Raw genomic sequence first — 25,584 nt, 5'->3', positions numbered from 1 at the left:
GGCACACCTCCGCCGGCCGTGACCGGTCAGACTCCCCACGGGGTCTCGACGAGGGGCTGCTGACGGAGGTGGGTGTGGTGGCGACGGTTCGGTGGCGGCAGCGACCGCCGGGGTCGAACTGGGGCGACTTCGGCGACGACGACACCCGGGGGCGCCTCAACCTCATGGGCCCGGAGCAGGTGCGCAAGGGCGTCGCCGAGGTCCAGGAGGGGCGGACGTTCTGTCTCTCCCTCCCCCTGGACCACCCCGGCGGGATGGCACTGAACCCCAACCGGTTCCCACCGATCGTCCGTCCCGGCCTGCGTGCGGGGACCGTGAACTTCAACTGCGACATGGCGGTCGCGTACGACGGCGCGACCGACGTGATGTGCGACGACCTCGTCGTCCTCCACACGCAGTACTCGACGCAGTGGGACGCCTTCGGCCACGAGGGTGCGGTCTTCGACGCCGACGGCGACGGCAGCCCGGAACGCGTCTACTACAACGGCTGGCGTGCCGGCGTGGACGTCGTCGGCCCGGACAGCCCGCGGCGCGCCGGCCTGACCAGTCTCACCGACATCGCAGGTGCGGCCGAGGGGCGCGCCTCCACCTCCGACGCCGGGCCGGTGGACGTCACCTCGATGGCCGAACACGGCGTTCAGGGCCGCGCGGTGCTGGTCGACCTGGCCGCCCACCTCGGCACCGGGCGCGTGGTCGTCGGGTTCACCGCTCTCGCCGCCGCCATGGCCGCCGACGATGCGGTCGTGGAGCCCGGGGACGTGCTGCTGCTGCACACGGGCTTCGCCCGCGAGGTGCTCGCCCAGGGGAAGCGGCCCACCGCCGAGTCGTTGCAGGTGGGGGCGGTCCTCGACGGCACCGACCCGGCGCTGCGGGAGTGGATCACCGACAGCGGGGTCGCCGCCATCGCCGCGGACAACTACGCCGTCGAGGCTTTCCCTGCCATCGGCGCGGGTCCCGGCGACCCCGTCCTCCCCCTGCACGAGCTCTGCCTGTTCCGTCTCGGGGTGCACCTGGGAGAGCTGTGGTGGCTCTCCGACCTCGCCGATCACCTGCGGGCCGCGGGGCGTTCCCGGTGCCTCCTCACCGCCCCGCCCCTGCGGCTCCCTGGCGCCACCGGTTCTCCGGTGACTCCCATCGCGACGGTGTGACCGTGACTGCGCCCCTCGCTCCGCGGCTGCTCGTGACCGGCGGTGCCAGCGGCATCGGGCTCGCCATCGCCAGAGTCGGCCTCGCGCACGGCTGGGACGTCGTGGTGGTCGACCGGGACCCCGCCCCCGTCGGGCGCGGCATCCGGGCGGACCTCGCCGACCCGGACGCCACCGCCGCCGCGCTGTCCGAGGCGCTGTCCGACGGGCCGATCACCCGGCTGGTCAACAACGTCGGGGCGGTGTTCCCTGCTCCGCTCGAACAGCAGACCTTGGCGCAGGTGGACGCTGCGTTCGCGCTGAACCTGCGCTGCGCCATCCAGTGCGCCCAGGCGGTCCTGCCAGGCATGCGCGTCGCCGGCTTCGGCCGGATCGTCAACATGGCCTCACGTGCGGCCCTGGCAAGGAAGAGCGCACCGCCTACGCCGCCAGCAAGGCCGGGCTGATCGGGCTGACCCGCGTGTGGGCCCTCGAGCTCGGGGAGCACGGCATCACCGTCAACGCCTTGGGGCCTGGCCCGATCGCCACCGAGCTCTTCCACCGGGCCAACCCACCAGGGGCGCCGCGCACCCGGGCGATCATCGACTCGGTGCCGGTCAAGCGGCTGGGTACTCCCGAGGACGTCGCGCACGCCGCCGAGTTCTTCCTCGACGACCGCGCCGGCTTCGTGACCGGCCAGGCCCTCTACGTCTGCGGCGGCATCACCGTCGGAGTCGCGCCGCTCTGAGGATGCCGCCCTCGACCGGATCCGTCCGCCGCGACTGGGCCGTCATCGCGACGCCACCCCACCGTTGCCGAGCGGCCGAACGACTCAGGCGGCAGAGCGGGCGACCTCGATGTAGGCGCGCAGGCCCGAGCTGAGGCCGAACCGGCGCTCGTACCCGATGAGCTCGGCGAGTGCCCGGCCGCTGACCTGGGTGGCGAGACCGGCGATGTCCGGCGACCCGTCCGAGGTGACCTCGAGACGGGCCTCCGGCAGGATCCGCTCGACGAGCCCGGCGAGTTCCCGCATGGTCGTGGTGTCGCCGCCGGTGTTGAAGAAGTGGCGGTCGCCGAACGCCGCCGCGTCGAGCTCCACCAGCCGGACGAGCTGCTCGGCGACGTCCTCCACGTGGACCAGGCTGATCCGTGCGTCGCCACGGTCCACCTGGACGGTCCGTCCCGTAGCGGCTCCCTCGATCACCCGGGAGAGCCAGCCCGAGACACCGCGGACACCACCTGGTCCGTAGACGGGGCTGGGCCGGATGCCGACGCACAGCAGGCCGTGCGTGGCGCGGTAGACGCGGGCGAGCTGCTCCAGGTAGAGCTTCCCGGCGCCGTAGAGCGGCATGCCCGGAGCCAGCCGGGTGGCCGCGTCCTCGGCGAGGGGAAGCTCCTCGGGCAGGTACGCGTCGTCGGACCCGTACACGGCGATGGAGCTGGCGAGCACCACCCGTCCGACCCCGAGCAGCCGTGCCACCTCGAGGACCGTCGCCGTCCCTTGCACGTTCAGCTGCGTGGCGGCGTACGGGCGCCGGTTCGTGGCCTCCCCCAGGCTGTACGCCAGGTGCACGATCGCGTCGACGCCCCGCGCCGCCGCCCCGACGTCGCCGAACGACAGCACGTCACCTGCCAGGACCTCGAGGGCGCCGGCTTGCCCCCGGTTGCGCGTCACCGCCACCGGGTCCGGCGCGACGTCGAGGAGCCGGACCCGGTGGCCCCGGTCGGCGAGCTTCCGCCCGGTCAGGCTGCCGATGATCCCGGTGCCGCCGGTGACCAGTACGTGCATGGCTCCTCCTGGGGACTCAGACCGCCATGTCGCTTTCGAGCTGCCTCGCGTACGTCCGGTAGTCGACCTCGAGGCGGTACCGCTCCGAGTTGACGAAGGTCGAGCGCACCCAACGGCGGTGTGCCGCGATCTCCTGCGTCATCGCCTGCTCGTCGGGCAGCGCCACGTCCCCGGTCAGCACCCCGGCGAGCCAGCGCCCCTGGATCTCGACCAGGGGGATGGTCGGGCCGACAGGCTGTACCAGGCCGGCGAAGTAGAGCCCAGGCGCGTCGGGGTGGACGATCCGCCGGTACAGCCGCCCACCGTGCTCCGCCTGTGCCACCAGCTCGGCAGGCAGGAAGGGAAAAGACGGGTCGTAGCCGGTCGCGTAGATGACGACGTCGGCAGTCGTGCTCGTGCCGTCGGCGAAGCGGACCTCGTCCCCGGAGAACGACGCGATGTCGGGCCGCACCCGGATCCAGTCGTAGGCCACGTAGTGCAGCAGCTCCTGCCCGATCGTGGCGTGCTCGCGGTGGATGGGGTGCGCGGGCTTGGGCACGCCGAATCGCTCCTGCGGGCCGACGGCGACGCGAGCGAGCCCCCGCACCAGGTTCCGGGCCACTGGAACGGGTAGCCGCAACCGGCGCGTGAGCAGCGCGGACCACCGGTCCGTCGGCACGCCGAAGAGGTACTTCGGGAGAATCCATGCGCTGCGGCGCGTCGAGAGGTACACCTGACCGGCGACTCGGGCGAGATCCACCGCGATGTCGCAGCCGGAGTTCCCCATGCCCACGACGACGACGTTCTTGCCACTGAACGGTTCCGGTATCCGGTAGTCGTGGGAGTGCATCTCCTGACCGGTGAACGTTCCGGGGAAGGCCGGACGACGGGGCACGCTCAGGTGACCGTTGGCGACGATCACCGCGTCGTACTCCCGGTCGCCGTGCCGGTCGGTGGCCACGGACCACCGCCCGCCCGACCGCTCGATCGAGGTGACCTCCGTCGAGGTCTGCACCGCGTCCGCGATGCCGAATGCGGCTGCGTAGCGCTCCAGGTACTCGAGGACCTGACTCGCGCGCAGGTACGCCGGCCACTCATGGGGCACCGGGAAATCGGGGTAGGCCAGGCTGCGCGAGCTGGTGTCGATCTGCAGCGAGCGGTAGGCCGAGGACGTCCCGCTGTCGTTGTCGTAGCGCCAGAGGCCGCCGAGTGCCGACCCCTTCTCGAACCAGTCGAAGTCGACGCCTCGCTGCGCCAAGCTCTTGGCGACCGTGACGCCCGAAGCGCCCGCGCCGATGATGCACGCCTTCACTGGAGATCTTCACCTCTCGATGGCCTTCTGCTTTCTACCGGACTCCGGCCCAGAGCTCGATCGCCCCGGGCGCCCTCGTCAACGGCCGGTACGCCATTCCCCGATGGACTGGGACGGCGGCCGTGCGGCTCCGGCCGGCAGAACCTTTCCGCGCCGCTGCGCGGACCTCGTCCCGGTGGGCGCTCAGCGCCACGTGGCGGCTCACCCCATGACCGTGATGCGCAGGACCTCCCGGGGCGGTCGGCAGCTCAGGAAGTCCCGGTCGCCGGGGAGACGATGCCGACGCCGGGGACACTATGCCGACTATGCTTGAGGCGTCAACTACTGACGCGATAGATTGTTCTCGTGCTCCCGGTCTCTCGGCGCGACGACGCCCTCATCACGACCTTCGGCCGGCTGCTGGAGGTCCAGAGCCGACTGGAGCGGCGACTCGGCGCCGATCTCGAGGCTCGGTGCAATCTGCCCCATGCGTGGTTCGAGGTACTAGTGCGGCTCGCCCGATCCGAGGGTGGCCGTCTCACCATGGGCAGCCTCGCGGAGCAGATCAGCCTCACCACCGGCGGCGTCACGCGGCTCATCGACCGAATGGAGTCCGCCGGATTCGTAGAGCGCATCCCCTTCCCGACGGACCGGCGGGTCTCCCACGCCGCACTCACCGACGCCGGCCGCGCGAAGTTGCAGGAGGCGGCTCCCGTGCATGCGGCCAACCTGCGCTCGACCTTCGCCCCCCTCAGCGACGAGGACCGCGCGACGCTCGACGACCTCCTCGATCGACTGCGGGCGGTTGCCGGCGCGGAGGCCACCGGACGTTGATCGCCGCACGGCCCTGATGGCACCGGCCTCCCGATGCGTAGCGTGGGCACCCACCACCCATGCAGCACTCGGAGCCGAGGCTCCTGCCCGGGCTCACTCACCCGCTCCGCTCACCATCCTCGCCGCCACCCCGCCCGCGGCGAGTCGCACAGGAAGGTGGATGCGCAGTGACGGCTCCCCCGGTCAGCCTAGGAGCTATCAACATGGAGGCACAGGACCCCGCGACGCTCGCCAGGTTCTGGGCGTCCGTCACCGGCTCCACGCCTTCACCACCGGGCGACGGCACGGTCTACCTGCCGCCCGCCGGGAACAGTGGGTTCGCGATGTTCTTCCGCCCCCGGCAGGGTTCCCGCCCGGAGCGCCAGGCGGTCCACTTGGACTTGACCGTCCCGTGGGGCTCACGGCAATCCGAGGTGGAGCGCCTCATCCGCCTGGGGGCGACCTACCGATGGGACGTCCTGGACGAGGTCCCGCACGCGCAGTGGACCACTCTCGCCGATCCAGAGGGGAATCTCTTCTGCGTCGCCGAGCACCCACCGCCAACGACGTAGTCCAGGTGGGCGCGCTTCCTCCGTCCACAGGCGGGGTTGCCGGCTCATGGCGGCAACCGCAGCGGGATCACCACTCGGCCAGGCCCGGCCGCTGGACGTAGCCGAGCGCCACTGAAGGCCCCGCGGTTGCTCGTGCGTGGGCACGATCGGCAAAGCGAGGGGGTGCTCCCACGGACGACGTGGAGTCGGTGATCGGTGGATCCATCGCCCGGTGCGTGGACCATTCGATCAGCTCACCGTCATCGCCGTGCACCGCGCGCCTTCGCACCGGAATGCCTCCCGGCGACCCCGGGAACATCTGCCTTCCTGGCTGTCGCCGATCGTGGTTCGCCACACCGGAACCAATCTGGCAGCCGACGGCGGGTGAATGGTTGACGACAGCAGGGCGATCCTCACTGTCCGACCGGCGCGCTACGTTTCGACCATGTCCACGAAGCCGCGCGCACCGCGCTCCTCCCCCACTCCGGGAGCAGCAGGTGGGACGGCTCCCACTTCGCGGTGCCCAAGTCCCCCCTCGGACACAGCGAGAACCTGGCGCGGCCAACGCCCGTGGGGCTCTGCCGTTCCTGACGTGCGGGCAGACCGGCGTCAGGGCCACGCCGTCGAGTGGGAACGATGCCGACCGGCTCGTGCGCTACCGCGCGGTCACCGGGTCCGGGACGGATGCGTCCGGTCGCGCGCCGCTGCCACGGCGTCGCGATCACGTGCCCTCGCGGATGGCTCGGACCCGCTCCGATGCGATCCGTACAGGATGCGATGCGGGTCGGTGCTCAGGGCGAGAGCCGCCAACCGATCGCGGACATCAGGCAGCGGCGTCCGAGCGAGCACGTCGGGTGCCGCTCCCAGGCCATGAGCCGGTGCTCGCCCTCCGGTGTCCCGGCGCACGCGGGCGGCCAGTTCCTCGGTGCCGGCGTACGTGGCCGCCCGTTCCGGGGGTTTCCGACCGCCGATCACGCGCACGGCCAGTCGGGCGTCACGGTGGCACACGGCGCTGGGCTGTCGAGGGAGCCAGGCGATCGCGCCGCCCAGCAGACGCAGCTCGACCGACCGAGGACCGGGAGCAGCCGCCAGCCGGAGGAGGATCGGGATCGCCTCGGCAGGGAACTCGTCCAGCAGGAGCGATGACTCGACGCCGAACCTCGGCCGGGCGGGGATCGCGGTCACTCCACCGGAGCGACGTGGCTGGACGCCGTCACTGACGGGACGCGCGGACGTCCGCAGTGGACCCAGCACCGTCCGGACGTCGTCCGGGTCGCCGGTCCAGGAGAAGCCGACCGACACCGTCGGCGACGTCGCCGGGGCGCGCGTCAGCACGAGCGAGGTCCCGGCCTGCGCCGGCAGGGCCATGATCCACCGACGCCATGCGTCGAGCACCCGGTCGGCGTCGGCGGCGGCGAAACCGACCACGCCGGCATGGACCGTCCCCGCGGCGAGCAGGTCCAGCTCGACAACTGTGACCACGCCGAGGTCGCCGCCGCCCCGCACCGCCCAGAACAGCTCGGGGTCCTCCGTGGGCGACACCCGGCGCAGGACGCCGTCCCCCGTGACCAGCTCCACGGCCCGCACCCGGTCAGAAGCCAGGCCGTAGGTCCGGGCGACCGGGCCCACCCCGCCGCCGGTCACCGAGTCGGCGACCCGCTCTTCGGCACGGGCGCCGGTCACCGGCGTCAGGCAGTGCGGTGCGGCGGCGTCCAGGAGCCGCCGCCAACGCACTCCAGCGCCGACCCTGGCCCACCCACCGGCCGAGACGCTGACCTCGTCGAGGCGCTCCGGGGCGATGAGAAGCCCCGGAGCCGGCCCGGCCATCCACGGACCGTCGCCGCGCACCGCGACCGTGGTCCCGTGGCGGCCGGCCAGCCGGACGGCGGCCACGACATCTGCGGCGCGGGCGACGTGCACGGTCCGGCCGTTGCGCACCTCGGCCTCCGCGGACAGCCGATCCTGCACCTGGGCGATGAGGTCGGGGACCGGACGAGGCACGGAGATCCTTGGCGGCACGGCGCTTTCGCGGGCTGGGGGACGACGACCGGACGACGTCAGCGTGCAGACCGACGCTTGGGGCCGGCTTGGCCAGGCCTTGCGCGCGTAAAAGGGTCCCGCGACCCGACCCAGGGCCCTACCCTGCGCCGGGATGAACGGGACCACGTTCAGAGTGCTCGGCCCGGTCGAGGCATGGCACGACGGGCGCCTGCTGCCGTGTCGCAGGGCTCGGCACCGGGCCGTGCTGGCCGCCGTCCTGGTGGACGCCGGGGATGTCGTCCCGTTCGACGTGCTCGTCGACCGGGTGTGGAGCGGACGACAGCCGGCTGCCGCGGCGACGACTCTCCAGGCGGTGATCTCGCGGCTGCGGCGCGAGCTGGAACCCGACGCGGCACCCGGTGGGTGGACGTTGCTCGTCACCCGCGAACCCGGATACCGGCTGGCGGTGGACCCGGAGCAGGTCGACGCGGTCCGTTTCGTCCGGCTGCTGCGCACGGCGCGGGCCCTGTCCGGGCAGGACGTCCAGGCAGCCCGGTCGGCGCTCGCCGAGGGGCTGGATCTCTGGCGCGGGCCGGCCTATGCGACGTCGCAACCGCGTTCGCGATGGAGGAGTGCGCGCGCCTGGCCCAGCTGCGGCTCGACGCGCGGGAACTGGCCGCCGAGCTCGACCTCCGGCTGGGCCGGCACGTCGAGGTCGACGACGAGCTCCGGGAGCTCGTCCGTGCCGAGCCGTTCAGGGAGGGCCTGCGCGCCTGCCTGATGCTGGCGCTCTACCGGGCCGGACGCCAGGCGGACGCGCTGGAGGTCTACGCCGAGGGACGGGTGCTGCTGGCCGACGGGCTGGGAGTCGATCCCGGACGGCCGCTCACCTCGTTGCACGAGCGCATCCTGCGCCAGGATCCGAGTCTGGCCGGCACCGACCGCCGGCTCCCGGAGCCCGTCCCGCGGCCTCCGGCCGAGCACCCCGCGGCGCCGGCGCAGCCGACCGCGGCTCCGCTGCCCGTGCCGTTGACCGCCTTCGTCGGGCGCACGCGGGAGCTGGCGGCGGTGGCCGAGGCCTTGACCGGTCAGCGGCTGACGACCCTCGTCGGGCCGGGCGGCGCCGGCAAGACCCGGCTGGCGCTGGAGGCCGCCCGCCGGCGGCCGGCCGGGGCGCCGCCCACCGCCCTCGTGGAGCTGGCGGAGGTCGAGGACGCCGACCTGGTCGCGGCACAGGTCGCCACGGTGCTCGGCGTGAGCCTCGCCGGTGGGGACGCCGTCGCCGCGATCGCGACCGCCTTGCAGGATCGCGCGCTCCTGCTCCTGCTGGACAACTGCGAGCACGTCGTGGAGACAGCGGCGCGGCTGTGCGCCGCGGTGCTCCCCCGCTGCCCGCAGCTGCAGGTCCTCGCCACCTCCAGGGAGCCCTTGGGGATCCCGGGCGAGGCTGTGCTGCCCTGCGGCCCCATGCCCACCGGCACCCCGGGTAGCGACGCCGAGGAGCTGTTCCTCGACCGCGCCCGGCTGACCGCCCGGCAGTTGGCCGACCCGACGCCGAGGAGCTGGAGCAGGTCCGCGAGCTCTGCGCCGCCCTGGACGGGCTGCCACTGGCCGTCGAGCTCGCCGCCGCCTGCCTGTCCACCCTCCCGCTGGCAGAGGTGGTCGGCCGTGTCGACGACCGGTTCACGCTGCTGTCCGGCGGCTGGCGCTCCGCGCGACCGCACCAGCGCACGCTGGCCGCCACGGTCGCGTGGAGCGTCGATCTCCTCTCCCCCGCGGAACGGGCCGTCTTCCACGCCGTGTCGGTGCTGCCCGGCACCTTCGCGGCCGAGGCGGTCGACGCGGTGGCCGGCCCCGAGGTGGGCGGCAGCACCCTGGGGTTGCTGCGCGGTCTCGTCGCGAAGTCCCTGGTCGAGCTGGACCACGCGACGGGCCGCTACCGGATGCTGGAGACGCTGCGGCAGTACGCGGAGCGGCATCTCGGGCAGACGGTGGCCCGCGAGCTGCGGGACCGGCACGCGGCCCTCGTCCTCGCCGTCGTCGAACGCCTGGAGCCGACGCTGCGCAGGGCCGAGTAGACCGACAGCGCCCGTCGGCTGGACGCGGAGCAACCCGGCCTCCGGGCCGCGCTGTCCCACGCGCTGGCCACCGGGCAGGGCGAGCTGGCCCTCCGGATCGCCGGGGCACTGAGCTGGTGGTGGTACCGACGGGGGCACGTGCAGGAGGGCCGCCGATGGCTGGCCGCGGCTCTCGGAACCGCCGATGCGCCGTCCGCCGTGCGCAGCCGAGGCCTGCTGGGCGACGCGCTGCTGGCCTACCTGTCGGGGGACGTCCCCTCGATCTGGGCGCGCACCAACGAGATTGTGAGGGCCGCCGACGAGCGGGAGGGCGTGCTGCCCCTGGCACTCGTCCTGCGCGGGTTCGTCCGAGCCCTGCTCGGGCAGGCCGATCCCGACGGCACGACCGCACGGGACATGGCCCGCGGCCTCCGGCTCGCCCAGGCATCCGGCATCACGTGGGTGCAGGCGGAGATCGCGATGACGCTCGGTCAGTTCGCGCGGGTCGCCGGGGACCCCGGTGCAGCCCTGGAACGTCTGGCCGAGGCCGAGGCGCTGGCACTGGACCTGGGCCACTCCTGGGCGCACTCGTCGGCCCTCTGGATCCGCGCCAAGGTGCTGATCGACCTGGGCCGCGGCCCGGAGGCGCTCGCCGCACTGCAGCGCATGGTGGAGGTCACCCACCCCGAGGGTGACGTGACCGGCACCCTGGCCGGGCTCCTCGCGGCGGTGGGTGCGGCCACCGCGAGCGGCCGACCCCGCGCCGGCGCCGTCCTGCTGGGTGCCGTGCAGACCGCCGCCCGGCGGGTCGGGTACGACCCCTTGCGGATGGACCCGGTCGACGGCCAGCGGTACGTCGAGAGCGCCCGGGCGGCCCTGCGCCCCGCCGAGCACGCCGAGGCGCTCGCCGAGGGCGCCCTGCTGAGCCTCTCGGCTGCCTGCGACCTCGTCTCCGAGCTGGCCGAGGCCGGCCCGGCACCCGCTACCGCGGAGGCGAACTCCCGTTAGCCGAGCCGGCGTCTCCCGCCGGCCGGTCATGCCGGATCTGCAGACCCGCGCCCAAGACAACGGCAAGCCCCGCGCAAGCGCTCTCCGCCACGGTCGTCCTCACCACCCCGGAGGAGAGAGAGACCATGGCACCGCAGACCAGCCCCTACACGTCCCACGCACACGGAACGGTCTACGGGGCCCCCGGTCAGCCGACCTCGTTCCACCCGCTCCCGCCTGCGCCGCCGTCGGGGTTCGGCCCCTCGCCGCTCCCGCCGTCGCCGCCGCGCCGCCACACCGGCCGGATCGTCGCGGCCGTCGCCGGTGGCGTCGTCGCCGTCGTCGGCCTCGCCGGTGGGGCCCTCCTGCTGCTCGGCGAGCCGACGTCGGACACGGCAGAGGTCGCGGACCGGATCGCTGCGGAGTCCGAGCAGCAGACCGGCGCGGTGGCGACGGGCGTGGACTGCCCGACCGACATCACCGCCGAGGCCGGCGGCACCTTCACGTGCTCCGCGGAGCTGGACGGCCAGCCGGTGACCTTCACCGTCCGGCAGGAGGACGACGAGGGCAACGTGCGGTTCGATCTGGACGGCGAGATCATCATGCTGGACCTCGTCGAGCAGATGCTCGCCGCCCAGGTCGGCGCGGACTACGGGCTGTCGGTCACGGCTTCGTGCGACGCCGGCGGGCGGCGGGTCCTGGTCGACGGCGTCGGCACCCCCCTGCCCTGCACGGTCACCAACGTGGACGACGCCTCCGACAACCTGGCCGTGATCGCTGCCGTCCGGCCGGACGGCAGCGTCGACTACACAGAGGCCTGAGATCGTGGCCGACCGCACCGGTACCGCCGTCCGTCCCCCGGCACCCAGCGGCCTCCGGGCACGGCGGATGGAGTTCGTGACCTCCGAGCACCCGGCCTTGCGGCCCGAACCGGACCTGGTCGGCAGCGGCCCGGCCGCGAACCTGCAGGCCCGCCGGCGCATCGCGGCCCGGCGCTGGAGCCGCCGCGCTCAGCAAGCCGCTCGCCGGGCAGCCCGCGCGAGCGCCTCGGTCCACTGACCGGAGGGCCGGCCGGCGTCGCCCCCTGCCCCGGCGGCGCCGGCCACCTCTCCCCGCGGCAGTGCTGTCGATCCCCATACGTCGCTGCTGGACCTGCGATCGGGTCCTGCCTGCCCCTGGCAGCCCACGGTCGGGTCCATGCCCGGCGGCGGCTCAGGGCCCCTACCCATCAGTCCGGCAGCCGTGTGCGTACGTACCGTGTCGCACGCCGACACCCACACTGCGGAGCCGGGCAGCGGCCGGCCCCGGCACGGCTGGTGTTCGCGCCCGACCGCGAGCCCACCGGGCCGGTGCCCCCCTCGATACCCGCACGAGACGCGCCCGCCCGGATGCGATCATCCACCAGGAACCGAGCGTGGGAACGCAAGTGCCCGATCGCGATCGCGCCGAGCGACGGCCGATCGCCGCCGGAGTTGTTCGTTGCTGATCGCGGCAGATCAGCCCCTCAGTTCGCGGACGTCCTTCCCCTGTTCGGCGAACGCCTTGAAATCCTCCATGTGCTGTTGCGACTGCTTGTGGAAGGCGCTGGGCATGAGCCGCGCCACCAGCCGCATGAGCGGACCGGCGAACCGGTATTCGCTCTCGCTCTCCCAGAGCGTCGACGCCGGACTGGCTTCGGTCAGCCGATCGCGCACGACGCTCCACATGCCCGCGCCGACGATCTCTCGCTCGAAGTGAACGACGGCCTCTGTGGGGATCGCCTCCAGGTCTGGCGGATCCCGGCGTGTGATCGTCTCGGTGCACTCGAACGTCCGCTTCCCCGACTGCATCACGACCCGGGACGTGGTCCCGAGCTGTCCGTGCATCCCCTCCACGGGCTCGTGCAGCGTCAGGTCTCGCAGCCACTTCGGTAGGTGCGCCGGGTCGGCGAGCAGCTGGGCCACTTTCTCTCGCGGCAGGGCGATCTCGATCGAGTTGGTGTACTTCATGTCGCGCCTTCCTCCCGGCGGTGGGTCAACCTGCCTGTTGTGCTGCTCGTCTGCTCTTCGACGCGGATGCCTGACATCCGTCTTGCGAGCGCCATGAACGCCGATCAGCTCACCGCAGCGGGGAGTTCAGGTCGGGTCGGGCGCGTAGAACGTGATGGTGGCCTCGACCGCGGCCGCGACGTGCTCCGGTTCGCCACCGGCGGCCAGGTGAGCATCGCCCCAGGCCGCTGCGCTGCGGCGGATGAGCTCGCGCCCTTCGGGCGATCTCTGGACCACCTCGTGGTCGGCGGTCTCGCCACCGGCCAACAGCCGGGCCAGGGCGAGGAGATGCAGGTCCCAGCCGACGCCGCCGGCACCGGGGCCGTAGGTCGGGAAGAGGGGCTCCTCGACGACCGCCGCGTGGATCAGCTCGAACTCGGTGTCGCCGGTCGGCCCCGGGACCAGACGCACTTCCACCTCGCTCGTGCCGGGCCAAGCGTCGGCGTCCGGCCCGTAGAGCCAGGACACCTTCAGCAACCGCGGCGGCTCGCACCGGAGGATCTCGCCGTGCTCGCCACTGTCCAACTCGAACTTCCCGCCGAGCCGCAGATCCCCGGTGACCGGGCTCAACCAGCGATGCAGCCGCTCGGGGCTGGTAACGGCGTCCCAGACGTCGTCGATCTGCGCTTCGTATCGCCGCCGCAACTCGATGGTGTACGCCTCGCCGGCGGGCACGCTGCCCTTCCCCATCGCCCGGCGCGCGGCGGCCAGTTCGTCCAGTACGTCTTTCACGTCATGTGCCCCTCGCTGCTGGATCCGTCTTGTCCGCATCGATGCCAGGCTCGGCCGGTCGAGTGGACTCCCCACCAGCCGGAGTCCGAGCTGCACGCCTGCCCCGGGCCAGTTCGGTCTCCAGGGCGTCGAGGCGCTGTGGCCACAACCGGCGAAACCGGTCCAACCATGCGTCGACCTCGCTCAGCGGCCGGGGCTCGACGGCATAGAACCGGCGAGCTCCCTCAGGTCGCACCGACGTGAACCCGCTGTCACGCAGCACACGCAGATGCTGTGAGACACCCGGCTGGGAGAGTCCGAACTCGGCCCGGATCACGTCCGTGATTCGGCCCGAGGTCTGCTCGCCGTCGGCAAGCAACTCCAGTATTCGTCGGCGCACTGGGTCGCCGAGGATGTCGAACGCGTGCACGAACCAGATCCTACCGGCCCCTACTTATATAAGTCGATACGAGCCATCTCACGAGCGGCCGAGCAGACCCAGCGCCGGCTGCGCAACGAGAATCCGTCGTGGCAAGTACTCCAGGCGGAGGACAGCGGCTCGACTCGGGCGCTCCTGGCGGTCACGTGGAGTCCGGGGCAGACGTCGGCATGGGCGCAGGCAACAGCGAAGCCCCGTGGTGGTCCTCGGCCCGACGTCAGTACGACCCGGCCGCTTGCCTGGGTGCGGCCTTCGGTCTCCGCGCGGACGATGACGGCTCCCGCGGCCACGAGCGCCGAAGTGGCTGCCCCGGCGCCGCTTCCGGCGACCGCACGCCGAGCCGAGCGCCGGAGGTGCTGGGCGTGGCCGCGATGACCACCGATCCCACTGCGGCGCTCCCCCGGCGGCCCGGATCGCGGCCCGGGGCCGCCCACGGGCGAGCATCGGAGGAGCGAGCAGTGCCCCGGCGCAGAGCGCGCGTCGCCGACGTCGAGCTGCCACCAGGTCAGCGCCGGCGCCGGACCAGAGCTGCAACGAGGGCGACGAAGGCGGCAGTGCTCAGCGCGGTACGCACCAGGTTCCAGGCGACCCACGGTTCTTCGTAGGCTGCCCGGACCGCGGACGGGTCGGCGATCGCCCCGACCGGACCGGCCGAGGCCAGCTGCTCGTTGAGCGGAACCGAGAAGCCCATGGTGACGAGGAATGCGCCGGCGTAGAGGACGGCGGCCGCGACCACCCACAACCGAGCGGGGCGACGACGTGCCAGGACGAGCGCCGCGGCCGCGACGGTGAGCACGAGAGCGCCGAAGAAGACCGGCCCGAAGGCCGCGTTGCGCACCGTGGCGTTGATCCACTGCATCGCCTCGATGAACGTCCTGTCCTCCGTCCTGGCGAGGCCCAGCATGACCGAGCAGGCGTAGGCGAAGAAGAAGCCCGCCATCAGCCCGGTGGCCACCGTCGACGCAGCGAGCAGTGCTGACTCGATCCGGGAGCGTCGTGCGCCGCCGCTGCTGGCGTCGGTCGCGGGGTACGTGGATGTGCCGAGCATGAGCTGCTCCTCGGAATCGAACCGGTCGGTTCGGATAGATTCGAACTGTCCGGTACGGTTGTCAAGTGCCCATTCCCGGCGGACGACGACGCGGCCGACCACCCGAGGCGGAGCGTGCGCAACGACGCGATCAGGCGCTCGACGCTGCCCTCGAAGAGATCCTCCGGGCCGGCTACGAGCGGATGACCATGAGCGCCGTAGCCGCCCGCGCGGGCTCGTCGAAGGAGAGCCTCTACTCGTGGTTCGCCAGCAAGGAGGGCATGGTCACCGCACTCATCCGGCGCCAGTCGGCTGCCACGAACGCACTGGTGGAGCAGGCGGTCAACCGCGGTGGAGCCCCGTCAGACGTCCTGCTCGGCATCGCCCGCGGGCTGCTGGACCTGCTGACCAGCGAGACGTCACTGGCCCTGAACCGTGCGGCCATGACCTCGTCGCCGCTGGCTGTCGTGCTCCTGCGCCACGGCCGGCACACCACGGGTCCGCTTGTCGAGGGCTACCTGTCCAGGCTCGCCGACGACGGTGTGCTCGTGATCGAGGATCCAGGCAGCGCCTTCGCTCTCTTCTACGGGCTGGTCATCCAGGACGTGCAGATCCGCGCCCTGCTGGGTGAGGCGCCGCCGAGCGGCCCGGACCGACAGCGGCGGGCCCAGTTGGCAGTCGATGCGTTCCTGCGCCTCACCCAGCCCTCCCGGCGCCCCGGTCGGACTGAGGATGGACACGCTCCGGGGGGCGCCTGACCGGGGCGCAGGGTCGGGGGCTGACCGACGTGCTGGGGCAGTCCGTGGCGACCACGGCGGATCCGTCAGCGGGCGCCTCGCAGACGTGTGCGCATGTACCGTGTCGCCCCTCGGTCACCGAACGGGGGCCCCACGATTCACCTCGTGGGGCTTTGTCGTTCCAGGGAGCAGCAACCGCGGCGTATCCGGGGGCGCGCAGTCCTCGGGGCATCAGAACCTGTTTCGCGGGAAGAGTCCGAGCGGCCGACTACCCCGCTATGCCACCCTCGAGGCTTCGTCCTACCGGGACCAGGTCGTTGCTGCGCTTCTCGCTGCGCTCCCGGTGGGCCCCCGCCGCCGCACGGACCAGCTGAGAGGGACACCTGATGCAGACCGCTGAGCCAACGGAGCTGTTCGACCTGCGCATGAGCGAGGAGGCCCGGCCGCTCTTCGACCGAGTCGTCCGATTTCTCGAGGACGTGGTCGCGCCGATGCAGGAGGAGTACTTCCGGCTCGGCGAAGGGCGCGCCGACCGTTGGTCGTACGCGCCGGGTCAGCTCGAGGCGCTCGAGGGGGCCAAGGCCAAGGCCAAGGAGGCCGGCCTGTGGAACTTCTTCCTCCCCGACTCCGAGGTCGGCGGCCTGACCAACCTCGACTACGCCTACATCGCCGTCGAGCTTGGCAAGTACCCGCTCGGCTCCGAGTCGCTCAACTGCTCGGCCCCCGACACCGGCAACATGGAGGTGCTCGAGCGCGTCGGGACGCCCGAGCAGAAGGCCCAGTGGCTCGAGCCGCTCCTCAACGGCGAGATCCGCTCCGCCTATGCCATGACCGAGCCCGACGTCGGCAGCTCCGACGCCAAGAACATCCGGCTCCGGGCGGTGCGCGACGGCGACGAGTACGTCCTCGACGGCGAGAAGTACTACATCTCCGGCGCCGGCGATCCCCGCTGCAAGATCATGATCGTCATGTGCCAGACGAACCCCGACGCGCCGGCGCACGCGCAGCAGTCGCAGATCCTCGTGCCGATGGACACCCCCGGCGTCGAAGTGCTCGGCCCGATGCAGGTGTTCGGCCGCGACGACGCCCCCCACGGCCACATGCACATCCGGTTCACCGACGTGCGCGTGCCCGCCTCCAACATGCTGCTCGGCGAGGGCCGTGGCTTCGAGATCAGCCAGGTGCGCCTGGGCCCCGGGCGCATCCACCACTGCATGCGTGCGATCGGCCAGGGCGAGAAGGCGCTCGAACTGATGATCCGCCGGGGCAAGTTCCGGGAGGCGTTCGGCAAGCCCATCCTGAACCTCGGCAAGAACATGGAGACGGTGTCGCGGGCGCGCATCGAGCTCGATGCCTGCCGGCTCATGGTGCTGAAGGCCGCCAAGGCGATGGACGTGCTCGGCAACTCCCAGGCCCGCGTCTACGTCTCGGCGGTGAAGGCGATGGTGCCGGAGAAGGTGTGCCAGATCATCGACCAGGCCATCCAGATCCACGGCGCCACCGGGGTGTCGCAGTGGACGCCGCTGGCCGACATGTACACCAGCCAGCGCACCCTCCGCCTGGCCGACGGGCCCGACGAGGTGCACCACTTCGTCGTCGCCCGCCACGAGGCCGGTCGCTACACCGAACCGGCCCCCGGTCGCACCGAGGCCCTCGGCGACGGCGTCTTCGCCGGGCCCTGAGCCAGCGGCTGCCCAAGACCGGATGCTCCCGGGCGATCCACCCGGCATCGTGGTGGCCAACCGCCAGCACAGCAGGCCCCGGGGTCACGTATCGCGCACGGCATCGTGGATGCTCCACGATGCCTGCGCGAGATCCACTTGCACGTCGTGGCCACGGTGCAGCAAAGGGGTGGATTCGTCGAGGAACTGAGCGAGCGCCTCGTGGGCCGCGCCTTGGACCGGCCGCCCCTTGGCATCGACCACCCGCCACCACGGCACGTCGTGACCGCCGTTGCGCAGGATCCGGCCCACGGCACGCGCGCCCGTGCCGGCCACCTCGGCGACCTCGCCATAGGTCATCACCTGCCCCCTGGGGATCGACGACACGGTGCTCAGGACCCGCTCGGCCACTTCGCTCATGATCTCGCCCTCACTGCCTTCGTCGATCGGTGTGCCGTGGAGTTCTCGCCGACCGTTCCGACCGACGCAGGTTGACGTCCGCAGGCTCGGCGGCCGCTCCCAGCTTCTGGACCTCAGGCGCCTCGCTGCCCTTGACGCGCGTCATCACGACCGTTCTCCTCCTCGTCCGCCCTTCCCAGGACGAACTCCTCGGGTGGAGAGAGGACCCCGTTCGCCTGCACGGTGATGTGGTGCGGCCCCGGGTAGTACGTCCGGGTGGTGATGGGCCGGAAGGAGTGGGTCTTCGTGACGACGGTGCTTCCGCCGGCGGCGATGCGTCGTGACCCGAGCTTGAAGGTCTTCCCGCTGACGGACCCGTTGGCACGTCGGAATCCGATGGAGTAGTCGATCGCCACGGTGGCGTCCGTCTCCCCCTCGTTGGTGACGACGGTCGTGAACGTGAGTTCCCCTCCCCAGGGAACGACCTCACCGGAGATGCGCGGCCGGGCCACGCGGAGGCTCTTCCCGGTGAAGCCCAGGAGCGCCAGCGCGGTGGGATCGGCCCGCTTGATCAGCGTCCTCAGGCCGTGCCGGAGCACCCAGGGAGTGCTGGCGTCCGGGTCGCCGGCCCACGCGGCGGCGGTGTCCGTGACGACGGAGGGATCGACGCGACTGAGGTCGTTGAGATGGTTGGCGACCGAGCGCCGCACGTACTCGGCCGGGTCCCGGTAGGTGGCGTCCAGGATGCCTCGTGTCGCACGAGGATGGGCAAGCAGCCACGGCACCCGCTTCGCCCAGGGCAGGTAGGCGCGAGAGCCCTCCGTGGCGAGTCGCCGCACGTGCTCGCTGTCATGCCCCGTCCAGGTCTGCATGATGCAAAGGGCGCGCTCGGGTCGCGCGTTCAGGAGCTCGCGAACGGCGAACTCGCCCGTCAGCCGGACGGTGAGCCGGGCGAGGAGTGCCATGGCGGCGTCGAAGTCCCGCGTCGAGCCGGATTCGAGTGCTCTCGACGCGACGAACTCGGTGGTGGGCCAGATCATCCACCCGTCGAGACGCGGCTCCTCCAGCACGTCGAGCACCACGCGCTCGGCGGCGGGGAAGCCCGCCGGGACGTCGCTGAGGAGAGCATCGCGGACGATGTCCACCCGCTCCCTGAGGCGGACGCCCCGTACGGCACCTTCCGCCTGGACCAGAGCGGAGAAGTCGCTGGTGGGCGCAACCGCTTCGAGCGCAGCCCGTAGCCGTGCAACGACGGCTGGGCTGATCAGTTCGTCCATGGCGCCCACGGCGACTCCTTTCCGACAGGGCACGTCTTCTGCGTGCGGGCGCGCCCTGGACGGGTTGGCGCCCCCGTCCTCGTCACAGCCCGGACCACGCCTCGCGGCTGCTGAAGCTCTGTCCGGGTGGTGGAAGAGCGGCGGCAGCCACCCAGGCGGGGATCGCTCGTGTCGCCACACGGCTGCTCGCGCCGGCTCCGATGCCCATCGGTCTAGACCGTCGGGACGGTACCGCCGTCGATGACGTACTCCGCACCGACGATCGCCGACGCCTGGTCGGACACCAGGAAGCCCACGAGATCGGCGACCTCCTCCGTTCTCGCGAAACGGCCGAGAGGGACTCCGCCGAGGGAGTCGAGGATCCTCTGCTTCGCTCCCTCCCGGCTCAGGCCATTCCCTTCCGCGATCCGATCCACGAACTTCTCATAGGCCTCGGTCTCGATCCCCCCGGGACTGATCGCATTGACCCGCACACCGTGCGGCGCGAGCTCGTTCGCCAGGCCTTTGCTGTACGTGCGCAACGCGGCTTTTGCGGCCGCGTACGCGAGAGTTGCGTCGTACTGCGGCATCTGCCGCTGGATGGACGTGAAGTGGAGCACCACGCCGTGCCCGGACCGGACCATCGACGGCAGAAGCGCTCGATCGAGCCGCACGGCGCCGAGGAGATTGAGGTTCAACTCGATCATCCACTGCTCATCCGTGATCGCCGCGAACCCGCCGGATGGCGTGGACGCACCTCCTACGACGTGCACGAGGATGTCGACACCACCGGTCTCCTCGATACGCGCCCCGACGAGCGCCGTGCCCTCGACGGTCGAGGTGTCGGCCGCGATGAAGCGGTCCGGGAACTCGTACCCGTCGGGCATCGTCCGGGCCGTTGCATACACGTCGGCGCCGAGCGCGCGAAGCCGTTCGGCCACGGCTGCACCCGATCCCTTCGACCCGCCGGTGACAAGCGCTCGACGCCCATCCAGGCGCCCGCGATCCGCACTTCCCATCTCTGCTCCTCCGTTGTCGTCCAGCACGGTGCGCTCGGCCGAGATGTCGTCGTGCGAGCGACGATCGTCGGCGTGTTCACCGCGCCGAACCTCGGGGCGTTGCCGCAGCAACCGCCGACCGCCCGGCCCTCGACTCGACCCCGATCGCCCGGTTCCGCACGAGATGCCGATCAGGTCGAACGCGTGCATCTCCGGCACCCCATCCTGCGGGGGCCCGCCCCGCCCTCTCCCGTCTCGACGACGGGGCGGGCCCGGTGTGGCAATCGCTGTCCGGTCAGCCGGCCGTCGCGCGGGCGGCCTCGTCGATCAGCCGGGCGACAGCCTCCGGCTGGGAGACCGTCACGGCGTGGGAGGCGTCGATCTCGACGTTCGTCGCCCCGGCACGCTCGCCCATGAACTGCTGCGACTCGGCGGGGACGGCGAGGTCCTGGCGCGTGATCAGGTTCCAGGAGGGCACGGTCTTCCAGGCTGCCTTCGTCGCCTTCCCCTCGAGCGCGTCGGCGACGATGGGACGCTGGGTGACGGCCATCAGCGCGGCGACGTCCTCCGGCACGTCCGCGGCGAAGACCGCCCGGAACTTCTCCTGCTCGATGTAGAGGTCGTCCACCGGCTGCCCGTCGGGACCGGTGACGGGCACCGGGCGCAGGGCCGGCCCGAGCTCGTTGCCGGGGAACTTCCCGGCCAGCTCACCGGTGCTCTCGCCCTCCTCCAGGAGGAAGCTGGCGACGAACACCAGCGCCTTCACCTTCGGATTGCCGTCGGCCGCCTCGCTCATCACGCTGCCGCCGTAGGAGTGGCCCGCGAGGACGATCGGCCCGTCCACGTCGTCGAGGACGCTGCGCAGGAACTCGGCGTCGCGGTGCAGGTCTCGGAGCGGGTTGGCCACCCCGAGCACGGGATAGCCGTCGGCCCTGAGCTGGGTGATCACGCCGTTCCAGCTGGACGAGTCGGCGAAGGCCCCGTGGACGAGCACCACGGTGGGCTTGGTCGGGTCCGTGCGGACCTCGAGGGTGCTGGTGGTCATCGGTTCTCTTCCTCTCGGTGGACAGCGACCCCGGTGCGTCGGATCCGACGTCGCGGCGCTGGTGGAGCGAACGTAGGAAGCGCGGCGGCGGCTTCGCGTACGTCGATCGACTGTTCGTTCACTTGCCGAAGGCCGCCCGGAGCATCGCGATCGACTGCGCGATGGCGGCGCGTGCGCCGAGGGTCTGGCTGACCGGGTCGAGCATCATGAAGTCGTGGTGCACCCCGTCGTAGCGGACCGTGGTGATCGGGACGCCGGCCGAGCGCAGCGCGGCGGCGTACGCCTCGCCCTCGTCGCGCAGGACGTCGGCCTCGGCCACCAGGAGGAACGCCGGCGGAAGACCCGCGAGCTGCTCCGGGGTGGCCCGCAGTGGCGATGCGGTGACCTTGGCACGCTGGGCGGGGTCGGTGGTGTAGGCGTCCCAGAACCACTCCATGGCCTTCGCCCTCAGGAAGGGCCCCTCGGCGAACTGGGCGTACGAGGGGGTGTCCATCGCGGCGTCGGTGACCGGGTAGTACAGCGACTGGTGCACGAAGGAGACGTCACCGCGGTCCTTGGCCATCAGGGTGAGGGCCGCGGTCATGTTGCCGCCCACCGAATCGCCGGCGACGGCCAGCCGGGCGGCGTCCAGACCGTGCTCGGCGCCCTGCTCGGTGATCCACCGAGCCGTGGCGTAGCCCTGCTCGATGGCCACCGGGTACCTCGCCTCCGGTGACCGGCTGTACTCCACGAACACCACGGCGGCCTCGGCGCCGACGGCCAGCTCGCGGACCAGCCGGTCGTGCGTGCCCGCGTTGCCGAGTACCCAGCCGCCGCCGTGCATGTAGAGGAGCACGGGGAGCCGGCCGGACGCTCCGGCGGGCCGGATGATCCGGACCGGCACGTCGCCGAGGCCGACGCCGACCGGGACGGTGATCCAGTGCTCCTCCACCGGGGGCTTCTCGACGGTGCCGGACTGGATGTCGTCGAGCACCTTGCGGGCGGCCTCGGGGCCGAGGTCGTACAGGTAGGGCGGGTCGGCGGTGGCGTCGGCGAGCTGCTGGAACTCCGGCTCGAGGACGACGGGCGGGGTCTGCTGAGTGGTCATGGATCGGTCCTTCCGGTCGGGACGGCGCGTGCTGCGCCGTCGGACGGCCAGACGCTGGCACCTCTCCCCCGCCCCCCGGCATCCGTCGATCGACTGCGCTTCCGGACTGCCCCGCCACGTCCCCGGAGCGGTCCGGTAGCCCGGCCGGCCCCACCGGGCCCGAACCTGGACTACCGTGCACCCGCCGGGGCCGACGGCGTGGCCGTGCTCGGAGCAGGAGGGACCGGCGGTGCTGATCGGGCGGGAGTCGGAGCTCGCCGTGCTGCGCGAGGCGGTCCGCACGGCGACCACCACGGGTCTCGCGCTGGTCGTCGAGGGCGACGCCGGCCTGGGCAAGACGGCGCTGGCCGCGGCCGCGACCGAGATGGCCCGGTCGGCCGGCTTCCGGGAGCTCCGGTGCTCGGGTGTCCTGGGCGAGGCGTCCCTGGGGTTCGCCGCCCTGCACGAGCTGCTCCACCCGGCGCTGCACCGGGTCGGCGCCCTGCCCGCGCGCCAGCGGGCCGCGCTGCTGACGGCGTTCGGGCTGGAGGAAGGACCGGCGCCCGACCCCCTCCTCCTCTCCCTCGCCGTGCTCCGCCTGATGGAGGAGGTGGTCGCCACCGGGCCCGCCCTCGTCGTGGTCGAGGACCTGCACCACGTCGACCAGTCCAGCATCGACGTGCTCGTCTTCCTCGCCCGCAGGCTGGCCGATCTCCCGCTGCTGCTCCTCGCAACGGTGCGAAGCCGCCCCGATGCGCCGGTCCCCCCGGCGGACTTCCCGGGCCGTCGGCTCACCCTGGCTCCGCTCACCGAGGCGGAGTCCCAACGGCTGCTCGAGGCCGTCGCCCCGCAGTTGGCCCCGGGCATGCGCGAGGCGGTCGTCGCGGTGGCCGGCGGGAACCCGCTCGCGCTCACCGAGCTGGCCGCGGCGCCCGGCGGGTTCCGACCGGCCGTGGCGGCGCTCCCCGGTCAGCTGCCGACGACGGCACGGATGAAGCAGGCGTTCCTCGAGTCGTTCGACCAGCTACCGGCCGCCAGCCGGCAGTTGCTGCTCGTCGCAGCAGCTGACGGGGGGCACGTGCCGCTGTTCCGCGTCGTGGCCGCCGCGGGCGGCTTCGACGAGGCGGTTGCGCTGCTCAGGCCGGTCGAGAGCACGGGCCTCGGGGCGGTGACCGACGGTCACTTCTCGTTCCGGCACCCGCTCATCGGTTCGGCCGTCTACGGCGCCGCGACCTCGGCGGAGCGCGCCGCGGCGCACCACCTGCTGGCCGGGCTGGCGGACGACCCCGAGCGCGTGGCGTGGCACCGCGCGGCGGCCAGCTACGGCCCGGACGAGTCGGTCGCGGAGGAGCTGGAGGCCGCGGCGGCACGCGCACTCCAGCGCGGTGCCCGGTGGGAGGCGTTCGCCGCCCAGCGCCGGGCCGCCGCGCTCTCCCCCGCTCTCGGGAACCGGGTCCGCCGGCTCGCCTCCGCCGCGGAGTCGGCCCGGCGTGCGGGCCTGACCCGGGAGGCGGTCGATGCCCTGCGGGAAGCCATGCCGCTCGCCGAGGACGGTGACGCCGTCCGCGAGCTCACGTTGGCCGAGTGGGCACTCAGCAGCGGGACCGGCCTGGTGGTCGGCCGGTCCCCGGAGGAGCTGGTGGCGGTGGCCGGACGCCTGGGCGGGCCGTCGGGCCGTGACCATCCCGAGGCCCGTGTCCAGCTCCTCGCCGCGGCAGCCACGCGAGCCTGGGAGCTGGCGGCGCCCGAGACCACCCGCGCGGCGGTCCGCGGAGGGCTGGCGACCCTCGACGACTCCCCGCACCCCCTGAAGACGGTCGGCCTGGCGCTGCTCGATCCGTCCACCCGCGCCGCGGAGCCCCGATCCGCCCCGCTGGAGCTGCTGGACGTCGTCCGGTCCCGGTACCCGTGGGCCCTCGCGAGCCTCGCAGCGATGGCGGAGGCGCTGCACGACGTGCCGGCGGCCCAGGCGGTCTGGGACGACGGCTGCCGACTGCACACCCCGGCGGAGGCGCCGGGGGACGCGGCATCGTTCCTGTGCGGCCGGGCAGCGATCCGGGTGCTGAGCGGGCAGTTGGTCGACGCGCTGGCCGACGCCGAACCGGCAGCCCGGACGGCGCTGGACTCCGAGCTGCCGTTGCTGGCCGCCGCCGCCGAGGTCGTGGCCGCACGGGTCCACGCCTGGCGCGGTGCGGACGCCGCAGCGCAGGCGGCCCTGCGCCGGCACCGGGAGCTGGCCGGATCGCACCGCACCGCAGTGGTGAGCGCCCGGGCGCACTGGGCCGCCGGGCTGGTGGCGATGAACCAGCGCCGTTACCGGGCCGCGCAGCAGGAGTTCGCGCTCGTCGGGCAGCACCCCACGACCGCCGCGTGGGCGGTGGCGGACCTGGCTGAGGCAGCCGTGCGTGCCGGCCGCGGTGACTCGGCGGCCGTCGTGGTCGCCGACGCCGAGCGCCGGGCCCGCTCCGTCGACTCCCCGTACCTGTGGTCCCTCGTGCACCGGGCGAGGGCCCTGCTCTCCGTCGGCGAGGAGGCCGGCGAGGCCTACGCGCTCGCGGTGGCGGCCGGGCTCGGCAGTGGCGCGCCGCTGGAACTGGCCCGCACCCGGCTGGTCTACGGCGAGTGGTTGCGCCGTCAGCGGCGGATCGCGGCCGCGCGGGAGCAGCTCGCCGCCGCACTGGAGACGCTGACCGCCGCCGGCGCGAGCCCCTGGGCCGACGCCGCCGCGGCCGAGCTGCGGGCTGCCGGCGGCACGCCGGACGCGGCGCCGCGGCGAGGGGCACCCCCGACCGAGCTCACCACGCAGGAGCGGCGGATCGCCGAGCTGGCTGCCGAGGGCCTGACCAATCGCGAGATCGCCGCGCGCACAGCCCTCTCCCCCCGCACCGTGGCGACCCACCTGGCCCGCGTGTTCCCGAAGCTGGACATCGCCCACCGGGCCCAGCTCCGCGACGCCCTGCGGACGCAGCCGGGCGGTGGAGGGCCGGCGGCGCCGCCGCTCCGGTGACGACGAGTTCGGCAGCAAGGTGTGACAGATGCGCGTAAGCCCCCAGCAGTGCTGACATCGTCGGGGACGGAGGAGGCGCTCACCGCGGACCCCACATGGGCTCACCGGCCAACTGACTACGGTGCTCGCGATGGCGCGAGTCTTGGTGACGGGGATGTCAGGCGCAGGGAAGACGACGCTCTTGGCCGAGCTGGGGCGCCGAGGTCACCTGACCGTTGACACCGACTACGGCAGTTGGGAGCTTCCCGACGGCACTTGGGACGAACAGCGCATGGACCGGCTGCTGGCCACGCACCCCGAGGTGGTCGTCTCCGGCACGGTGGACAACCAGGGCCGCTTCTACAACCGCTTCGAGCATGTCGTCCTCCTGAGCGCGCCGCTTGACGTGCTGCTGGAGCGGGTGCGCACCCGGCAGAACAACCCCTACGGCAAGACGATCGAGCAGCAGGCCGAGATGGCCCGCTACCTGGACGAGGTGGAGCCGCTCCTGCGCCGAGGGGCCAGCCTGGAGCTCGACGGACGACGTCCGGTCGCCGAACTCGCCGACGTGCTGGAGGAACTTCTCACCGGCAGGTCGTGACCTGCAGCTCGACCCAGCGGAGGTCACGCGCTGTCGTGCGACTTACGCACAGAAGATCTC

The 25,584-nt window shown here is 72.6% G+C and carries 25 protein-coding genes and 1 pseudogene; 14 read left to right on the top strand and 12 right to left on the bottom strand.

Annotated elements, in window-relative coordinates:
* The first annotated feature begins 77 nt into the window (after window positions 1–77).
* The 3 genes from ACI799_RS01270 to ACI799_RS01260 are packed head-to-tail and all read left to right on the top strand — an operon-like array spanning window position 78 to window position 1,872.
* Window positions 78–1,148 carry a cyclase family protein gene (locus ACI799_RS01270; protein WP_456612190.1) on the top strand — a complete coding sequence of 357 codons (1,071 nt, stop codon included), beginning with the start codon at window positions 78–80 and terminating at the stop codon, window positions 1,146–1,148.
* Between the two features lie 2 nt (window positions 1,149–1,150).
* Window positions 1,151–1,591, top strand: coding sequence for an SDR family NAD(P)-dependent oxidoreductase (locus ACI799_RS01265; RefSeq protein WP_456612189.1), 441 nt, complete (start codon window positions 1,151–1,153; stop codon window positions 1,589–1,591).
* A gap of 14 nt (window positions 1,592–1,605) precedes the next feature.
* Window positions 1,606–1,872 (top strand): SDR family oxidoreductase, encoded by a 267-nt coding sequence (locus tag ACI799_RS01260; RefSeq protein ID WP_456612188.1) that lies wholly within the window; start codon window positions 1,606–1,608, stop codon window positions 1,870–1,872.
* Window positions 1,873–1,956: 84 nt separating this feature from the next.
* Here the strand turns inward: ACI799_RS01260 and ACI799_RS01255 are convergent, their stop codons facing one another.
* Complete coding sequence (locus ACI799_RS01255; protein WP_456612187.1) at window positions 1,957–2,913, bottom strand: NAD-dependent epimerase/dehydratase family protein; 957 nt, start codon at window positions 2,911–2,913, stop codon at window positions 1,957–1,959.
* A gap of 16 nt (window positions 2,914–2,929) precedes the next feature.
* Window positions 2,930–4,204 (bottom strand): flavin-containing monooxygenase, encoded by a 1,275-nt coding sequence (locus ACI799_RS01250; protein ID WP_456612186.1) that lies wholly within the window; start codon window positions 4,202–4,204, stop codon window positions 2,930–2,932.
* 345 nt (window positions 4,205–4,549) lie between these two features.
* Here ACI799_RS01250 and ACI799_RS01245 point away from each other — a divergent pair, with 345 nt between their 5' ends.
* Together ACI799_RS01245 and ACI799_RS01240 are read left to right on the top strand one after the other, a co-directional pair.
* Window positions 4,550–5,017 (top strand): MarR family winged helix-turn-helix transcriptional regulator, encoded by a 468-nt coding sequence (locus ACI799_RS01245; RefSeq protein WP_456612185.1) that lies wholly within the window; start codon window positions 4,550–4,552, stop codon window positions 5,015–5,017.
* A gap of 59 nt (window positions 5,018–5,076) precedes the next feature.
* Window positions 5,077–5,568, top strand: a complete 492-nt coding sequence (locus tag ACI799_RS01240; protein WP_456612184.1) for a VOC family protein — start codon at window positions 5,077–5,079, stop codon at window positions 5,566–5,568.
* A gap of 645 nt (window positions 5,569–6,213) precedes the next feature.
* Here the strand turns inward: ACI799_RS01240 and ACI799_RS01235 are convergent.
* A complete protein-coding gene (locus ACI799_RS01235) occupies window positions 6,214–7,548 on the bottom strand; it encodes an FAD-binding oxidoreductase (protein ID WP_456612183.1) in 1,335 nt (444 codons plus the stop codon).
* Between the two features lie 151 nt (window positions 7,549–7,699).
* On the opposite strand from ACI799_RS01235, the gene ACI799_RS01230 reads away from it, so the two are divergent.
* The 5 genes and pseudogenes from ACI799_RS01230 (at window position 7,700) to ACI799_RS01210 (ending at window position 11,392) form a co-directional block, all read left to right on the top strand.
* The gene (locus ACI799_RS01230) at window positions 7,700–8,308 is read left to right on the top strand and encodes an AfsR/SARP family transcriptional regulator (RefSeq protein ID WP_456612182.1); all 609 of its coding nucleotides are present in this window, start codon (window positions 7,700–7,702) and stop codon (window positions 8,306–8,308) included.
* Window positions 8,200–8,826, top strand: a pseudogene (locus ACI799_RS01225) (BTAD domain-containing putative transcriptional regulator); the annotation flags it as partial. The gene ACI799_RS01230 and the pseudogene ACI799_RS01225, both read left to right, overlap by 109 nt.
* 359 nt (window positions 8,827–9,185) lie before the next feature.
* Window positions 9,186–9,605, top strand: coding sequence for a hypothetical protein (locus ACI799_RS01220; RefSeq protein WP_456612285.1), 420 nt, complete (start codon window positions 9,186–9,188; stop codon window positions 9,603–9,605).
* Window positions 9,606–9,803: 198 nt separating this feature from the next.
* Window positions 9,804–10,592 carry a hypothetical protein gene (locus ACI799_RS01215; protein ID WP_456612181.1) on the top strand — a complete coding sequence of 263 codons (789 nt, stop codon included), beginning with the start codon at window positions 9,804–9,806 and terminating at the stop codon, window positions 10,590–10,592.
* A gap of 125 nt (window positions 10,593–10,717) precedes the next feature.
* Window positions 10,718–11,392, top strand: a complete 675-nt coding sequence (locus ACI799_RS01210) for a DUF4333 domain-containing protein (protein ID WP_456612180.1) — start codon at window positions 10,718–10,720, stop codon at window positions 11,390–11,392.
* A gap of 675 nt (window positions 11,393–12,067) precedes the next feature.
* On the opposite strand, the gene ACI799_RS01205 is transcribed toward ACI799_RS01210, so the two are convergent.
* From ACI799_RS01205 to ACI799_RS01190, 4 genes are all read right to left on the bottom strand, one after another.
* The gene (locus tag ACI799_RS01205; RefSeq protein WP_456612179.1) at window positions 12,068–12,559 is read right to left on the bottom strand and encodes an SRPBCC family protein; all 492 of its coding nucleotides are present in this window, start codon (window positions 12,557–12,559) and stop codon (window positions 12,068–12,070) included.
* A gap of 126 nt (window positions 12,560–12,685) precedes the next feature.
* The gene (locus ACI799_RS01200) at window positions 12,686–13,426 is read right to left on the bottom strand and encodes an SRPBCC domain-containing protein (RefSeq protein ID WP_456612178.1); all 741 of its coding nucleotides are present in this window, start codon (window positions 13,424–13,426) and stop codon (window positions 12,686–12,688) included.
* Window positions 13,332–13,739 (bottom strand): ArsR/SmtB family transcription factor, encoded by a 408-nt coding sequence (locus ACI799_RS01195; protein WP_456612177.1) that lies wholly within the window; start codon window positions 13,737–13,739, stop codon window positions 13,332–13,334. The genes ACI799_RS01200 and ACI799_RS01195 overlap by 95 nt, the downstream gene beginning before the upstream one ends.
* A 514-nt stretch (window positions 13,740–14,253) precedes the next feature.
* Complete coding sequence (locus ACI799_RS01190) at window positions 14,254–14,796, bottom strand: anthrone oxygenase family protein (protein WP_456612176.1); 543 nt, start codon at window positions 14,794–14,796, stop codon at window positions 14,254–14,256.
* 65 nt (window positions 14,797–14,861) lie between these two features.
* Between ACI799_RS01190 and ACI799_RS01185 the strand changes: the two genes are divergently transcribed.
* The gene (locus tag ACI799_RS01185; RefSeq protein ID WP_456612175.1) at window positions 14,862–15,533 is read left to right on the top strand and encodes a TetR/AcrR family transcriptional regulator; all 672 of its coding nucleotides are present in this window, start codon (window positions 14,862–14,864) and stop codon (window positions 15,531–15,533) included.
* A gap of 365 nt (window positions 15,534–15,898) precedes the next feature.
* Entirely contained in the window at window positions 15,899–17,194 is a 1,296-nt protein-coding gene (locus tag ACI799_RS01180) for an acyl-CoA dehydrogenase family protein (protein WP_456599296.1), read from the top strand.
* Between the two features lie 84 nt (window positions 17,195–17,278).
* On the opposite strand, the gene ACI799_RS01175 is transcribed toward ACI799_RS01180, so the two are convergent.
* The 5 genes from ACI799_RS01175 to ACI799_RS01155 all read right to left on the bottom strand — a co-directional run bounded on the left by ACI799_RS01175 (window position 17,279) and on the right by ACI799_RS01155 (window position 21,958).
* The gene (locus ACI799_RS01175) at window positions 17,279–17,593 is read right to left on the bottom strand and encodes an MGMT family protein (RefSeq protein WP_456612174.1); all 315 of its coding nucleotides are present in this window, start codon (window positions 17,591–17,593) and stop codon (window positions 17,279–17,281) included.
* Window positions 17,594–17,706: 113 nt separating this feature from the next.
* A complete protein-coding gene (locus ACI799_RS01170) occupies window positions 17,707–18,858 on the bottom strand; it encodes a hypothetical protein (protein ID WP_456612173.1) in 1,152 nt (383 codons plus the stop codon).
* 203 nt (window positions 18,859–19,061) lie between these two features.
* The gene (locus tag ACI799_RS01165) at window positions 19,062–20,036 is read right to left on the bottom strand and encodes an oxidoreductase (RefSeq protein WP_456612172.1); all 975 of its coding nucleotides are present in this window, start codon (window positions 20,034–20,036) and stop codon (window positions 19,062–19,064) included.
* Between the two features lie 85 nt (window positions 20,037–20,121).
* On the bottom strand, window positions 20,122–20,871 hold the full coding sequence (locus ACI799_RS01160) for an alpha/beta fold hydrolase (protein ID WP_456612171.1): 750 nt from the start codon (window positions 20,869–20,871) through the stop codon (window positions 20,122–20,124).
* A 118-nt stretch (window positions 20,872–20,989) separates the two neighbouring features.
* Complete coding sequence (locus tag ACI799_RS01155) at window positions 20,990–21,958, bottom strand: alpha/beta hydrolase (protein WP_456612170.1); 969 nt, start codon at window positions 21,956–21,958, stop codon at window positions 20,990–20,992.
* Window positions 21,959–22,187: 229 nt separating this feature from the next.
* Between ACI799_RS01155 and ACI799_RS01150 the strand changes: the two genes are divergently transcribed.
* Window positions 22,188–24,944 carry a LuxR C-terminal-related transcriptional regulator gene (locus ACI799_RS01150; RefSeq protein WP_456612169.1) on the top strand — a complete coding sequence of 919 codons (2,757 nt, stop codon included), beginning with the start codon at window positions 22,188–22,190 and terminating at the stop codon, window positions 24,942–24,944.
* A 130-nt stretch (window positions 24,945–25,074) separates the two neighbouring features.
* Window positions 25,075–25,524: an AAA family ATPase gene (locus tag ACI799_RS01145; RefSeq protein WP_456612168.1), complete on the top strand. Its 450-nt coding sequence runs from the start codon at window positions 25,075–25,077 to the stop codon at window positions 25,522–25,524.
* Window positions 25,525–25,584 lie beyond the last annotated feature (60 nt).

It is taken from the genome of Blastococcus sp. SYSU DS0753 (assembly GCF_054051175.1).
Note: the sequence above shows the minus strand (reverse complement) of the source record. Positions and strands in the feature narration are given on the sequence as shown.

Excerpts from the sequence above, each read along its gene's own strand:
- ACI799_RS01255 (WP_456612187.1), bottom strand. The coding sequence starts at position 2,913 with ATGCACGTACTGGTCACCGGCGGCACCGGGATCATCGGCAGCCTGACC.
- ACI799_RS01240 (WP_456612184.1), top strand. The coding sequence starts at position 5,077 with ATGCAGCACTCGGAGCCGAGGCTCCTGCCCGGGCTCACTCACCCGCTC.
- ACI799_RS01230 (WP_456612182.1), top strand. The coding sequence starts at position 7,700 with ATGAACGGGACCACGTTCAGAGTGCTCGGCCCGGTCGAGGCATGGCAC.
- ACI799_RS01210 (WP_456612180.1), top strand. The coding sequence starts at position 10,718 with ATGGCACCGCAGACCAGCCCCTACACGTCCCACGCACACGGAACGGTC.
- ACI799_RS01205 (WP_456612179.1), bottom strand. The coding sequence starts at position 12,559 with ATGAAGTACACCAACTCGATCGAGATCGCCCTGCCGCGAGAGAAAGTG.
- ACI799_RS01190 (WP_456612176.1), bottom strand. The coding sequence starts at position 14,796 with ATGCTCGGCACATCCACGTACCCCGCGACCGACGCCAGCAGCGGCGGC.
- ACI799_RS01180 (WP_456599296.1), top strand. The coding sequence starts at position 15,899 with ATGCAGACCGCTGAGCCAACGGAGCTGTTCGACCTGCGCATGAGCGAG.
- ACI799_RS01175 (WP_456612174.1), bottom strand. The coding sequence starts at position 17,593 with ATGAGCGAAGTGGCCGAGCGGGTCCTGAGCACCGTGTCGTCGATCCCC.
- ACI799_RS01165 (WP_456612172.1), bottom strand. The coding sequence starts at position 20,036 with ATGCACGCGTTCGACCTGATCGGCATCTCGTGCGGAACCGGGCGATCG.
- ACI799_RS01160 (WP_456612171.1), bottom strand. The coding sequence starts at position 20,871 with ATGACCACCAGCACCCTCGAGGTCCGCACGGACCCGACCAAGCCCACC.
- ACI799_RS01155 (WP_456612170.1), bottom strand. The coding sequence starts at position 21,958 with ATGACCACTCAGCAGACCCCGCCCGTCGTCCTCGAGCCGGAGTTCCAG.
- ACI799_RS01145 (WP_456612168.1), top strand. The coding sequence starts at position 25,075 with ATGGCGCGAGTCTTGGTGACGGGGATGTCAGGCGCAGGGAAGACGACG.